The 12,075-nt window shown below is 59.7% G+C and carries 12 protein-coding genes; all 12 read left to right on the top strand.

Annotated elements, in window-relative coordinates:
• Window positions 1-186: 186 nt before the first annotated feature.
• Complete coding sequence (locus ACXHXG_RS24910; RefSeq protein ID WP_457901063.1) at window positions 187-882, top strand: GntR family transcriptional regulator; 696 nt, start codon at window positions 187-189, stop codon at window positions 880-882.
• A gap of 502 nt (window positions 883-1,384) precedes the next feature.
• Window positions 1,385-1,987: an amino acid synthesis family protein gene (locus ACXHXG_RS24905; protein ID WP_283053619.1), complete on the top strand. Its 603-nt coding sequence runs from the start codon at window positions 1,385-1,387 to the stop codon at window positions 1,985-1,987.
• Window positions 1,988-2,003: 16 nt separating this feature from the next.
• On the top strand, window positions 2,004-2,846 hold the full coding sequence (locus ACXHXG_RS24900; protein ID WP_457901062.1) for an alpha/beta fold hydrolase: 843 nt from the start codon (window positions 2,004-2,006) through the stop codon (window positions 2,844-2,846).
• Complete coding sequence (locus ACXHXG_RS24895; protein WP_457901061.1) at window positions 2,843-3,778, top strand: flavin reductase; 936 nt, start codon at window positions 2,843-2,845, stop codon at window positions 3,776-3,778. Before ACXHXG_RS24900 ends, ACXHXG_RS24895 begins: the two co-directional genes overlap by 4 nt.
• Window positions 3,775-4,815: an LLM class flavin-dependent oxidoreductase gene (locus ACXHXG_RS24890; RefSeq protein WP_260304835.1), complete on the top strand. Its 1,041-nt coding sequence runs from the start codon at window positions 3,775-3,777 to the stop codon at window positions 4,813-4,815. The genes ACXHXG_RS24895 and ACXHXG_RS24890 overlap by 4 nt, the downstream gene beginning before the upstream one ends.
• 5 nt (window positions 4,816-4,820) lie before the next feature.
• Window positions 4,821-6,284: an aldehyde dehydrogenase gene (locus tag ACXHXG_RS24885; protein WP_457901060.1), complete on the top strand. Its 1,464-nt coding sequence runs from the start codon at window positions 4,821-4,823 to the stop codon at window positions 6,282-6,284.
• Between the two features lie 5 nt (window positions 6,285-6,289).
• Window positions 6,290-6,622 carry an NIPSNAP family protein gene (locus tag ACXHXG_RS24880; protein WP_104826382.1) on the top strand — a complete coding sequence of 111 codons (333 nt, stop codon included), beginning with the start codon at window positions 6,290-6,292 and terminating at the stop codon, window positions 6,620-6,622.
• 39 nt (window positions 6,623-6,661) lie between these two features.
• Window positions 6,662-7,672, top strand: a complete 1,011-nt coding sequence (locus ACXHXG_RS24875; RefSeq protein WP_260304837.1) for a polyamine ABC transporter substrate-binding protein — start codon at window positions 6,662-6,664, stop codon at window positions 7,670-7,672.
• Between the two features lie 119 nt (window positions 7,673-7,791).
• Window positions 7,792-8,664 (top strand): ABC transporter permease, encoded by an 873-nt coding sequence (locus tag ACXHXG_RS24870; RefSeq protein ID WP_260304838.1) that lies wholly within the window; start codon window positions 7,792-7,794, stop codon window positions 8,662-8,664.
• A 1-nt stretch (window position 8,665) separates the two neighbouring features.
• Window positions 8,666-9,466, top strand: a complete 801-nt coding sequence (locus tag ACXHXG_RS24865; protein ID WP_457901059.1) for an ABC transporter permease — start codon at window positions 8,666-8,668, stop codon at window positions 9,464-9,466.
• Entirely contained in the window at window positions 9,463-10,539 is a 1,077-nt protein-coding gene (locus ACXHXG_RS24860) for an ABC transporter ATP-binding protein (RefSeq protein WP_104826386.1), read from the top strand. The genes ACXHXG_RS24865 and ACXHXG_RS24860 overlap by 4 nt, the downstream gene beginning before the upstream one ends.
• Window positions 10,540-10,549: 10 nt before the next feature.
• Window positions 10,550-12,001: an NAD-dependent succinate-semialdehyde dehydrogenase gene (locus ACXHXG_RS24855; RefSeq protein ID WP_457901058.1), complete on the top strand. Its 1,452-nt coding sequence runs from the start codon at window positions 10,550-10,552 to the stop codon at window positions 11,999-12,001.
• The last annotated feature ends 74 nt before the right edge of the window (window positions 12,002-12,075 follow it).

The raw sequence follows: 12,075 nt of genomic DNA, 5'->3' as shown, positions 1-12,075 counted from the left end.
CTGCTCGATAGAGGCGGATTGGCCGGCAGGAAGCCTAAGCATCCGAACGCATGGGCGGACAGTCTTGCACACTGGTTGAATTGCCAACCGCCGACAGTGTGTGGTACGCCATAATACGATTCTAATAAAGTCGATTGCCGAACGGAAGTCGAGCGTGCGAAACACGTCCAATACTGAGGTGCAAGAATGAGCGGTGCTCTAAAGGACGCGGCGATCAGAGTGGAGCGTCCCGCAAAAACGCTGCGAGAGCTCGCGCTCGATAAGGTCCGCGAAGCCATCGTGAGCGGATATTTTCGCCCGGGAGATCGACTTGTCGAACGCGACATGTGTGCTCAGCTCGGCGTGAGCCGGACGATTGTGCGCGAGGTTCTGCGGCATCTGGAATCGGAAGGGCTGGTCGCCAATCTGCCAAACAAGGGCCCGATCGTTGCCCAGCTCGATCTCGACGAGGCCAAGCAGATCTACGAGATCCGCGGTGTGCTCGAAGGTATGGCGGCGCGACTGTGCGCGCAGCGCGGAAGTCCGGAGATCGTCGCAGCGCTGGAGGCGTCGCTGCAGGGTATCCGCGATAGCTACCGCGACAAGGACATGCCCGGAGTGCTCGCGCACACATCTTCTTTCTATCAGACGCTGTTCACGATGGTCGACAGGCATGTCGCCTGGGGCGTCGTCAATCTCCTCACCGTGCGCATAAACCATCTGCGGTCGATGACGATCAAGACGGAAAATCGCGACATCGAGGGCCCGCGCCAAATGGCGAAGATCGTGGACGCGATCCGCCGTGGTGACGGGGAGGGCGCCTACAAGGCTGCCATGGACCACGTTGCCGCCGCCAGCGCCATTGCGGAAGCGGTTCTCTCCGCTAAGGAATCCGCCGAGTAGGCCTGTAAACGCTCCCTGCACGCAGTCCGGGAGCGATTGGAACCTCTTTCGATCTTCAATTTCGATCTGATTGGGCACGCGAGTCTCCTCGCGGGCGCTCCCGCGATTCCGCAAAACACGGCAAACCACACATTGCAAGCTTGACACCCAACTTTGCTCAATGTGATGGTATGCCATAATAAGTAATAAGGTGGAGCGTCATATGAAATGCATTGCCGTGCCTGCCCAATGCTCATCTAACATTCATCGACACCGCCGAAGCGCTGCAGGCCTGCCGCGACGAACCTAGCCTAGCCACTACTCGTTCGAAGGCCCAAGTGGCCGACTCTGAGCGATCTGGGAAGTTCGTTGTAGATGGCACAGCGCGAGCGCTAACCTAATTATTTGTTTTCACATAATTTTTTCTGACATTCACCTTGAATCTTCTTAGCCGGGAGAAATCGGCTTGACACTTTAATATTATGGCATACCATAATACACAACGTCAGAATTGAGGTGTTCGATGACTATCCAAATTCGTAAGACCGGGCTGCAGATCGAGACGACGCTGATCGAGGGCGGCAAGCCGGCGCAGGTTCCCTTGAGGCTGTTTTCCGCCTACGCCGTTGTGAAAAATCCCTGGGCCGGACGCGGCTTCGTCGAAGACTTGAAGCCCGAAATTCATGCGGTTGCTCCGATCCTTGGCGAGCTGCTGACGAAGATGATCATCGAGGCCGTTGGCTCCGGCGATGCCGTCGAAGCATACGGAAAATCAGCGGTGGTCGGCCTGGATGGCGAACTCGAGCATGCCTCGGCTCTGATTCACACGCTTCGCTTCGGCAATCATTATCGCCATGCGGTCGGCGCCAAATCCTATCTCGCCTTCTGCAACACGCGCGGCCCCGCCAATTCTCCGATCATGATCCCGCTGATGGACAAAAACGATGAAGGGCGCCGCTCGCATTACCTGACGATCCAGACCGCAATTCCGGATGCACCGGCCGCCGACGAAATTGTCGTCGCGCTTGGTGCGTCCGTGGGCGGGCGTCCGCATCATCGCATTGGCGATCGCTACCAGGATCTCAAGGATCTGGGCCAAGACGTCGCCAACCCCGCCGGCGTTTGAAAGGCTGGACGCTGATATGCTGACCGTTGGATCAAACACGCAAGGCGCATCCCGAAAGATCGACTGGGTCTTCGCGAGGAACAAGACTGCTCGTGGAACGGCTTATTACGAAGCCGGAAGCGGTGAGCCGCTTGTCCTGATCCACGGTGTCGGCATGCGGCTTGAAGCGTGGGCGCCGCAGATATCAGCCTTTGCTGGAAGCCATCGCGTAATCGCCGTCGACATGCCCGGGCATGGTGAAAGTGCCGGATTGCCGGTTGGAAGCCGCCTTGAGGAATTCGTCGCCTGGTTTGGGCATTTCCTGGACGAGATGGCGATTGAGACCGCAAATGTTGCCGGCCACTCGATGGGTGCATTGGTGTCCGGAGGGGCGGCCGCAACATTCGGCAACCGTATCAAGCGTGTGGCATATCTCAACGGCGTCTACCGGCGCGACCCGGAGGCAAAAGCGGCCGTGCTCGCGCGTGCGGCTGCCATTCCCCTGACGGGGGTGGACAAAGAAGGCCCGCTACTTCGATGGTTCGGCGACGATCCCGACAGTGTCGTTGCGCGCGACCTGACGCGGCAATGGCTGAACCTTGTCGATCCGCAGGGCTATGCCGTCGCTTATTCGGCATTTGCCGAGGGGGACGAGACCTACGCGGATCACTGGAAGGACGTCAAGGGTCCGGCGCTGTTTCTGACGGGATCGGATGACCCCAATTCGACGCCGCTGATGGCGACCCAAATGGCGGCGCTTGCGCCCCATGGTTGGGCGCGGATCGTCGAGGGCCACCGCCATATGGTCAACCTGACTGCACCCGACACCGTAAATGCGCTGCTCGCCGAATGGCTTTCAGAGGGGGAGGATGTGAAATGACCCTACAGCTTGCGGACCCAAGAGCGCTTCGCGATGCTTTCGGCGCCTTTGCGACAGGGGTAACGGTCGTGACCGCCCAGGATGCGGACGGAAAACCCATCGGCTTCACGGCAAATTCGTTTACGTCGGTGTCGCTCGATCCGCCACTTTTGCTTGTTTGCTTAGCCAAGACCTCTCGTAACTACGCGACCATGACGAGCGCGAAGCATTTCGCCGTGAACGTTCTGTCGGAAAGCCAGAAGGATGTTTCCAACACCTTTGCGCGCCCGGTCGAAGATCGGTTCGCGCTGGTCGATTGGCAAACGGGCGCCGCAGGCTGCCCAATCTTGGCGAACGTTGCGGCGTGGTTCGAGTGCGCCCTGGAAAAATTGGTCGAAGCCGGTGACCACGTCATCCTGATGGGGCGGATCGAAGCCTTCGAAAACAGCGGGTTGAACGGATTGGGTTATGCTCGTGGCGGCTATTTCACGCCGATCCTCGCCAGCAAGGCCGTTTCGGCCGCGGCGGAAGGCAATATCGAACTCGCAGCCGTTCTGGAGCATCATGGCGAGGTTCTTCTCATCGGTGATGAGATCCTTTCGCTGCCGAGCTGCGATGGCAAGGAGGGAAGCCCTGCCGACATACTTCGCGATTATCTGGAAGAACTCACGGGGCTTTCGGTGACGATCGGCTTCCTCTACTCGGTTTACGAAGGCAAGAGCGATGGAAAGCAACACATCGTCTACCGTGCCTTCGCCTCGGAAGGCGAGCCGCGCAATGGCAGGTTCCTGAAACCCGACACGTTGGCCAAGGCCCATTTCAAGACAAGTTCGACCGCCGACATCGTTGCGCGCTTCGCGGTTGAGAGCCAGCTCGGCAATTTTGGCGTTTATTTCGGCGACGAGACCGTCGGCACGGTCCGTTCGGTTCCAGCAAAGGCAGCACAGCCATGAAATTCTCTCTCTTTGTTCATATGGAGCGTCTCGACGCCGGTCAGAGCCACAAGAGCCTCTATGACGAGTTTGTCGCTCTCTGTGAAATCGCCGATAAGGGTGGCATGCATGCCATATGGACGGGCGAACATCACGGCATGGATTTCACCATCGCGCCCAATCCTTTCGTGACCATCGCCGATCTGGCGCGCCGCACATCGCGGGCAAGGCTTGGGACGGGAACGGTGATCGCGCCGTTCTGGCATCCGATCAAGCTCGCCGGCGAGGCGGCCATGACCGACATCATCTGTGATGGGCGGCTCGATATCGGCATCGCGCGTGGCGCCTATTCCTTCGAATACGAGCGCCTGCTTCCCGGCCTCGACGCCTGGGGCGCCGGCCAGCGGATGCGCGAGCTCATTCCAGCGGTCAAGGGCATATGGAACGGCGACTACGCGCATGATGGGGAGTTTTTCAAATTCCCGTCGACCACTTCGGCGCCGAAGCCACTGCAGCAGCCGAACCCGCCGATCTGGGTTGCTGCGCGCGACCCGAATTCGCATGAGTTCGCCGTCGCCAATGGCTGCAACGTTCAGGTGACGCCGCTTTGGCAGGGCGATGACGAAGTCGTGGCGCTGATGGGCCGCTTCAACGATGCCTGCGCCAAGAATCCCGATATCGACCGACCCAAGATCATGCTGCTGCGCCACACCTATGTCGGCTCGTCCGAGGAGGACATCGCGCAGGCAGCCCACGAACTGAGCGTTTATTACAACTACTTCTTCGCCTGGTTCAAGAACGAGAAGCCTGTCAAGCAGGGCCTGATCGAGCGGATCCCGGAGGAGGAGATCAGCGCGAACCCGATGCTTTCCGATGCGGTCATGCGCACCAACAACGTCGTCGGCAATGCCGAAACCGTTATTGCCCGCCTGAAGACCTACGAATCCATGGGCTATGATGAATATTCCTTCTGGATCGACACGGGCATGTCCTTCGAGCGCAAGAAGGCTTCGCTCGAACGCTTCATCGCCGAGGTCATGCCGGCATTTGCGGAGTAAGCCCCATGCAACGCTTCCAGTCCTACATCGACGGCGAATTCGTAGACGGAGAGGCCCGGTTTGCAAGCGTCGATCCGGCGACCGGCGAAATCTGGGCCGAGATGCCGGAGGCGCGCGAGAAGGATGTCGATCGTGCCGTCGATGCGGCGGAGAAGGCGCTCTATGACGGACCCTGGTCGAAATTGACGGCCACCCAGCGCGGCAAGCTTCTTTACAAGCTTGCCGATCTGGTTGCAGCCAATGCGCAGAAGCTGGCCGAGCTGGAGACCCGTGATACCGGCAAGATCATTCGCGAGACTTCGGCGCAGATCGCCTATGTTGCCGATTATTATCGCTATTATGCCGGGATCGCCGACAAGATCGAGGGTTCCTATCTTCCGATCGACAAGCCGGACATGGATGTCTGGCTGCGCCGCGAACCGATCGGCGTCGTCGCCATGGTCGTGCCCTGGAACAGCCAGCTCTTCCTGTCGGCCGTCAAAATCGGCCCGGCGCTGGCCGCCGGCTGCACCATGGTCGTCAAGGCATCGGAGGACGGACCGGCGCCGCTTCTGGAGTTTGCGCGCCTCGTCCACGAGGCAGGCTTTCCCGCCGGCGTCGTCAATATCATTACCGGTTTCGGCCCCGCCTGCGGCTCCGCTCTCAGCCGGCACCCGAAGGTCGCCCACATCGCATTCACCGGCGGGCCGGAAACGGCGCGTCATATCGTGCGCAATTCGGCGGAAAATCTCGCCTCCACCTCGCTTGAGCTCGGCGGCAAGTCGCCCTTCATCGTCTTTGCCGATGCCGATCTCGAAAGTGCCGCCAATGCGCAGGTTGCCGGTATCTTCGCGGCAACCGGACAAAGCTGCGTCGCCGGCTCGCGGCTAATCGTCGAGCGAAGCGTCAAGGAACGCTTCCTGGCGATGCTGAAGGCCAAGGCGGAGGCGATCCGCATCGGCTCGCCGCTGGACATGGCGACGGAAGTGGGGCCGCTGGCAACGAAACGTCAGCAGGATCATGTTGCGGCGCTCGTCGAACGATCCGTGCAGAGCGGCGCCCGCCTTGTCACCGGCGGCGAACGGCCTGACGGCGCGGGTTATTATTTCCGGCCGACGATCCTCGATTGCGACGATGTCGCCTCGCCATCGCTTGCCGAGGAGTTCTTCGGCCCGGTTCTGTCGGTGGTATCGTTCGAAACTGAAGCAGAAGCGCTGAAGATCGCCAACGATACACGCTATGGCCTTGCCTCGGGCGTGTTCACCCAGAATCTCACGCGAGCCCACCGCCTGATGAAGGGCATCCGGGCGGGCATCGTCTGGGTCAATACCTATCGCGCCGTATCGCCGATTGCACCTTTCGGCGGCTTTGGCCTTTCCGGCCATGGCCGGGAAGGCGGCTTGGCCGCGGCCCTCGATTTTACCCGCACGAAGACAATCTGGCTCAGGACGTCGGACGATCCGATCCCCGATCCTTTCGTCATGAGGTGACGCCGATGTTCTATGAAATCCGGACTTATCGGCTGAAGAACGGTGCAATCCCGCAATATCTGAAGGTCGTCGAGGAAGAAGGGATCGCCATTCAGAAAGCTCATCTCGGCAATCTGGTCGGCTATTTCTTTTCGGAGATCGGGACCATCAACGAGATCGTTCACATCTGGGCCTATGAAAGCCTCGATGATCGCGAGGCAAGGCGCCAGAGATTGGCGACCGACCCGCAATGGCAGGCCTTCCTGCCGAAGATACGCGACCTGATCGAAGTGGCCGAGAACAAGATTATGAAGCCGGCAGGTTTCTCCCCTCTGGGGAAGAGCCCGCCAGCCGCATAAGGCATGCCTGTAAGACACCAAGTATAAGGACAAGGGAACATGAAACGTACAATCGCACTGGCGGCTTTCGCCGCAATAATGGCTGTGTCCGGGGCCGCAAAGGCCGAAACGATGGTCTTCACGAGCTGGGGAGGAACCACGCAGGACGCACAGAAGGTCGCCTGGGCCAATCCGTTTGCAGACAAGACCGGCACCGTCGTCGCACAGGACGGACCTACCGATTACGGCAAGCTGAAAGCCATGGTCGAAGCGGGCCAGGTCAGTTGGGATGTCGTCGACGTTGAAGGCGACTATGCCGCCCAGGCGGGCAAGGACGGGCTGCTGGAAAAACTGGATTTCTCCGTTATCGACAAGTCCAAGCTCGACCCTCGTTTCGTCACGGACTATTCGGTCGGCAGCTTCTACTATTCCTTCGTGATCGGCTGCAATGCGGACGCCGTGAGCGCTTGCCCCAAGACCTGGGCCGATCTCTTCGACACGGCGAAATTTCCGGGCAAGCGTACCTTCTACAAATGGTCGGCCCCGGGCGTAATCGAGGCGGCGTTGCTGGCCGATGGCGTGCCAGCCGACAAGCTTTACCCGCTTGATCTCGATCGGGCATTCAAGAAGCTGGATACGATCAAATCTGACATCATCTGGTGGTCCAGCGGCGCCCAGTCGCAGCAGCTTCTCGCATCCGCCGAGGCCCCCTTCGGCAGCCTGTGGAATGGCCGCATGACCGCGCTCGCCGCCAGCGGCATCAAGACGGAAACCTCTTGGGAGCAGAACATCACGGCGGCCGACTCGCTGGTCATTCCGAAGGGTGCACCGAACCTTGAAACCGCGATGAAGTTCATTGCGCTTGCAACGTCGGCCCAGCCGCAGGCCGATCTGGCGAAGGCGACCGGCTACGCACCCATCAACATCGACTCGGCCAAGCTGATGGACCCGGCAATAGCCAAGACCTTGCCGGACCAGCAGACCGCCAGCCAGGTCAATGCAAGCATGAAGTATTGGGCTGAAAATCGCGATGAAATCGGCAAGCGGTGGTATGCTTGGCAGGCCAAATAAGTTGAAGAAACTCCGAGGCTTCACCGCGGGCGTCGTTCCGCCCGCGGTGTCTGACGCAGGTTCGAAATCTTCCTCGGAGCTGGCGCCGTTGTCTGATCCTACGGCGGGAAAGGATTGCCATGTCGACTTACATTGACGTCGCCAGTGAAACTGCGACTACGTCCAAGGCCGTCAGGCCTGCGGGCTTAGGCGAAATTATGCCGGCGCTGATTTTTGTCGGGATCTTCTTCATTGTACCGGTCGTCGCCCTTTTGCTGCGAAGCGTGCTGGAACCGGTTGTGGGCTTCGGCAACTATGCTGAACTCCTGGGTTCGGCGACGTATCTGAAGATATTCGCCAACACCTTCATTGTCTCCGGCCTTGTGACGGCAATTTCGCTGCTGATCGGCTTTCCCGTCGCCTGGACGCTGGCAATCATGCCGACAAGGCTGGCCTCGGTGATTTTCGCAGTCTTGCTGCTGTCGATGTGGACCAATCTGCTAGCACGAACCTATGCCTGGATGGTCCTGCTTCAGCGTACCGGGCTGATCAACAAGATGTTGATTGGAATGGGACTGATCGACCGGCCGCTGCCGCTCGTCAACAATCTGACCGGTGTAACGATCGGCATGACGTATATCATGCTGCCTTTCATCATCCTGCCCCTCTATGGCGTCATCAAGAAGATCGACCCGGCCATCCTGCAGGCGGCGGCACTTTGCGGCGCGAACCGTTGGCAATGTCTTACGCGCGTCCTTCTGCCTTTGGCTGCGCGGGGCATGGTCGCGGGTGCCCTCATGGTCTTCGTCATGTCCCTCGGCTATTACGTTACCCCGTCGCTTCTCGGCGGAACGGCGAACATGATGCTGGCCGAACTCATCGCTCAGTTCGTGCAGTCCCTGGTCAACTGGGGAATGGGCGGTGCCGCGGCCCTGGTTCTCCTCGTCGTCACGCTTTCGCTCTATGCGGTCCAATTGCGGCTGTTCGGCGTGCAGAACACGGGAGGGCGCTGACATGCTGCTCAATTTCGATCGCCTCGGCTGGTGGAAATATGTGCTTTTGGCGGTGACCGTCTTGACGGCAGCCTTCTTGCTGCTGCCGATCCTCTTCATCGCGGCGCTTTCCTTCGGATCTTCGCAGTGGCTGATCTTCCCGCCTCCGGGCTGGACGCTGCAATGGTACAGCCAGCTTTTCGCCGATCCGCAATGGCTGGGATCCGCCTGGACGAGCTTCAGGATCGCCTCGATCGTCACGGTTCTTTCCGTGCTGCTTGGGCTGGTTACTTCATTCGGTCTGGTGCGCGGAACTTTCCTGTTCCGTGACGCGCTGAAGGCGCTTTTTCTGACGCCGATGATCCTGCCCGTCGTCGTCCTCGCCGTTGCTCTCTATGCCTTCTTCCTGAGGATGGGTCTCGGCGGCACCATGATTGGCTTTGTCATTTCGCATCTCGTGCTGGCACTGCCCTTCTCCATCCTTTCGATATCCAATGCGCTCGAAGGCTTCGACAAATCCATCGAGGATGCCGCGGTGCTGTGCGGTGCGTCGCCTCTTGAGGCGAAGATCAGGGTGACCCTGCCGGCCATCAGCCATGGACTGTTTTCCGCGGCTGTCTTCTCGTTCCTGACATCCTGGGATGAAGTCGTGGTGGCGATCTTCATGGCGAGCCCCACACTGCAGACGCTGCCGGTGAAGGTATGGTCCACCCTCAGGCAAGATCTGACGCCGGTCATCGCTGCGGCATCGTCCCTTCTCATCCTCTTGACGATCACTTTGATGGCGCTTGTCGCGATCGCACGCAAGGTACTGAAATCATGAACGAATCTTTCCTACAGATCAGAGGCATCCGCAAGGAATACGGTCCTGTCGTCGCGGTGCAAGATGTCAATCTCGAGGTCCAGCGTGGCGAGTTCCTGACCTTTCTCGGGCCGTCCGGTTCGGGCAAAAGCACGACCCTCTACATATTGGCGGGCTTCGAAAACCCGACGAAAGGCGACATAAGCCTCAACGGGCAAACGCTGCTTTCGACCCCGTCGCATAAGCGCAATATCGGCATGGTCTTCCAGCGGTACACCTTGTTTCCGCATTTGACGGTCGGTGAAAACATCGCTTTTCCGCTCAAGGTACGGCGCAAGTCCAAGGCGGAAGTCGATAGCAAGGTCAAGGAAATGCTGCGGCTTGTCAGGCTTGAGGGATTTGAGGATCGCAAGCCCGCGCAGATGTCGGGCGGCCAGCAGCAGCGCGTCGCGCTCGCCAGGGCTCTCGCTTATGATCCGCCAGTGCTTTTGATGGACGAGCCGCTTTCGGCACTCGACAAGAAGCTTCGCGAAGAAATCCAGCACGAGATACGCCGGATTCACCAGCAGACCGAGGTGACGATCCTCTACGTCACGCACGATCAGGAGGAGGCCCTGCGTCTCTCCGATCGCATTGCGGTGTTCTCCAAGGGCGTCATCGACCAAATCGGAACCGGACCGGAACTCTACGCCAATCCACGCACCCGCTTTGTTGCCGAATTCATCGGCGATAGCGACTTCATTTCCTGCGATCTGCTGTCATCGACGGATGGACATGCGACGATCTCGCTTGGTGGCGACGCGGTCTTCAGAATTCCGGTGCATGGCCAGGCCATCTCCGGAAAGAGGGGAGCGTTGATGCTGAGGCCCGAACGCATTCGCTTGTCGCGAAACCGAGTGCAGAAAGGCAGCCTTGCGGCGACTGTCAGCGATATCACTTTCCTCGGCAATAACGTTCATGTTGCCACCGAAACCGCCGCAGGCGAGGCCCTGGCCGTGCGCCTTCCCTTCGGCCATGAAGCAATTACCGGGCTCAGCCGTGGCGAACAGGTGCATCTGGATTTCGATCCGGATGCCGCTCACGTATTTTGCTGAAAGTCGTCACATGAAGCTCCATGATTTGTCACTGTTTCGTCAGGCCTGTCCGGTTGCGGGCAATTGGATAGAGGCGAAGGACCATCAGGCGACAACCATCCGCAATCCGGCCACGGGCGAGGCACTCGGCTTGGTTCCGGATCTGGGTGCTGCCGAAACCGAGGACGCCATCCGCGCCGCCGTCATCGCTCAGAAGCTCTGGGCAAAGAAGACCGCGGGGGAGCGCGCCACCATATTGAAGGCGTGGTACCGCCTGATGATCGAAAATCTCGATGACCTGGCGATGATCCTGACATTGGAGCAGGGAAAACCCCTGGCCGAGGCCAAGGGGGAAATCGCCTATGGCGCGAGCTTCATCGAATGGTTCGCCGAAGAGGCGAGGCGCATCAACGGCGAGACCATACCCGGCCATCAGCAGGACAAGCGGATCCTTGTCCTGCGCCAGCCTGCAGGTGTTGTCGCTGCCATCACGCCCTGGAACTTTCCAAATGCCATGGTGACCCGCAAGGTCGGCCCGGCGCTTGCCGCCGGCTGCGCGGTCGTGCTCAAGCCGGCGCCGCAGACGCCTTTTTCCGCAATCGCGCTTGCAGTTCTTGCTGAGCGTGCAGGCCTGCCACCGGGCCTCCTCAACATCGTCACCGGTGATGCCGCCGCAATTGGCGGGACGTTGACTGCAAGCCCAGCCATCAGGGTTCTGACCTTCACCGGTTCCACGCGCACGGGTGAACTGCTTTACCGGCAATGCGCGCCGACGATCAAGAAGCTCGGTCTCGAGCTTGGCGGTAATGCCCCATTCATCGTGTTTGACGACGCGGATCTCGACGCAGCGGTCGAGGGCGCGATCATCGCCAAGTTCCGCAACAATGGGCAAACCTGCGTTTGCGCCAACCGGCTGTATGTGCAGGATGGTGTCTATGAAGCTTTTGCAGCCAAGCTCGCCGACGCGGTTGAAAAACTGAAGGTTGGCAACGGGCTGGATCAAGGTGTCGTCCTTGGCCCGCTGATCGACCGGAACGCCGTCCTCAAGGTTGAGGCGCATATTCGCGACGCGTTGGATAAGGGTGCTGAGGTCCTCTCAGGCGGCAATCGTCATCCTCTTGGCGGCAATTTCTTTGAGCCGACAGTCCTTCGCAACGTCGACGGCAGCATGCAGCTTGCCAGCGAGGAGACCTTTGGGCCAGTCGCGCCGCTCTTCCGCTTCCGCGACGAGAGCGACGTCATCGAACAGGCAAATGACACCGAGTTCGGGCTCGCTTCCTATTTCTATGCACGCGACTTGTCGCGCGTATTCCGGGTGGCGGAAGCGTTGGAATACGGGATGGTCGGCGTCAACACCGGCCTGATCTCCACCGCTGAGGCGCCTTTCGGCGGCGTGAAAATGTCCGGTTTGGGTCGGGAGGGCTCACGCCACGGCATCGACGAATACACCGAGCTGAAATACGTCTGTTTGGGCGGCATATAGTCGATATGCTTTTGCAGGAAGCGGAGGCCCTGTTCCGCAGGGAAGGTTCCTCCGCGTTGCACGACGGCGGCTCG

This window comes from Rhizobium sp. LEGMi-198b, assembly GCF_054114205.1.
Note: the sequence above shows the minus strand (reverse complement) of the source record. Positions and strands in the feature narration are given on the sequence as shown.

What these genes read in the sequence shown, in the direction of transcription:
- ACXHXG_RS24910 (WP_457901063.1), top strand. Translation starts at nt 187, where the DNA reads ATGAGCGGTGCTCTAAAGGACGCGGCGATCAGAGTGGAGCGTCCCGCA.
- ACXHXG_RS24905 (WP_283053619.1), top strand. Translation starts at nt 1,385, where the DNA reads ATGACTATCCAAATTCGTAAGACCGGGCTGCAGATCGAGACGACGCTG.
- ACXHXG_RS24900 (WP_457901062.1), top strand. Translation starts at nt 2,004, where the DNA reads ATGCTGACCGTTGGATCAAACACGCAAGGCGCATCCCGAAAGATCGAC.
- ACXHXG_RS24895 (WP_457901061.1), top strand. Translation starts at nt 2,843, where the DNA reads ATGACCCTACAGCTTGCGGACCCAAGAGCGCTTCGCGATGCTTTCGGC.
- ACXHXG_RS24890 (WP_260304835.1), top strand. Translation starts at nt 3,775, where the DNA reads ATGAAATTCTCTCTCTTTGTTCATATGGAGCGTCTCGACGCCGGTCAG.
- ACXHXG_RS24885 (WP_457901060.1), top strand. Translation starts at nt 4,821, where the DNA reads ATGCAACGCTTCCAGTCCTACATCGACGGCGAATTCGTAGACGGAGAG.
- ACXHXG_RS24880 (WP_104826382.1), top strand. Translation starts at nt 6,290, where the DNA reads ATGTTCTATGAAATCCGGACTTATCGGCTGAAGAACGGTGCAATCCCG.
- ACXHXG_RS24875 (WP_260304837.1), top strand. Translation starts at nt 6,662, where the DNA reads ATGAAACGTACAATCGCACTGGCGGCTTTCGCCGCAATAATGGCTGTG.
- ACXHXG_RS24870 (WP_260304838.1), top strand. Translation starts at nt 7,792, where the DNA reads ATGTCGACTTACATTGACGTCGCCAGTGAAACTGCGACTACGTCCAAG.
- ACXHXG_RS24865 (WP_457901059.1), top strand. Translation starts at nt 8,666, where the DNA reads ATGCTGCTCAATTTCGATCGCCTCGGCTGGTGGAAATATGTGCTTTTG.
- ACXHXG_RS24860 (WP_104826386.1), top strand. Translation starts at nt 9,463, where the DNA reads ATGAACGAATCTTTCCTACAGATCAGAGGCATCCGCAAGGAATACGGT.
- ACXHXG_RS24855 (WP_457901058.1), top strand. Translation starts at nt 10,550, where the DNA reads ATGAAGCTCCATGATTTGTCACTGTTTCGTCAGGCCTGTCCGGTTGCG.